This window comes from Pseudoxanthomonas mexicana (genome assembly GCF_001556105.1).
GTDB classification, from domain to species: Bacteria; Pseudomonadota; Gammaproteobacteria; order Xanthomonadales; family Xanthomonadaceae; genus Pseudoxanthomonas_A; species Pseudoxanthomonas_A mexicana_A.
On record NZ_LSIF01000032.1, the window covers coordinates 1 to 366 of the forward strand.

The 366-nt window shown below is 65.8% G+C and carries 1 protein-coding gene; it reads left to right on the top strand.

Translation table 11 applies throughout. The features are described 5' to 3' along the window. Positions 1 to 366: methyl-accepting chemotaxis protein (locus AX730_RS05510; RefSeq protein WP_232310184.1), on the top strand; the 366-nt coding region annotated here is incomplete at both ends.

Consider the following 366-nt stretch of genomic DNA (forward strand, 5'->3'; position numbering starts at 1 on the left):
AAGAAACCGCCGCCTCGATGGAGGAACTGACCTCCACCGTGCGCCAGAACGCCGAATCCGCCCGCCAGGCCAACCAGTTGTCGATCGGTGCCGCCGGCGTCGCATCGCAGGGTGGCGAGGTGGTCGGCAAGGTCGTCACCACGATGCGCGACATCGAGCAGTCGTCGAAGAAGATCGCCGACATCATCTCGGTCATCGACGGCATCGCCTTCCAGACCAACATCCTGGCGCTCAATGCCGCGGTGGAAGCCGCCCGTGCCGGCGAACAGGGCCGTGGTTTCGCCGTGGTCGCCTCGGAAGTGCGTACCCTCGCCCAGCGCAGCGCGAACGCCGCGAAAGAGATCAAGGGCCTGATCGAAACCTCGG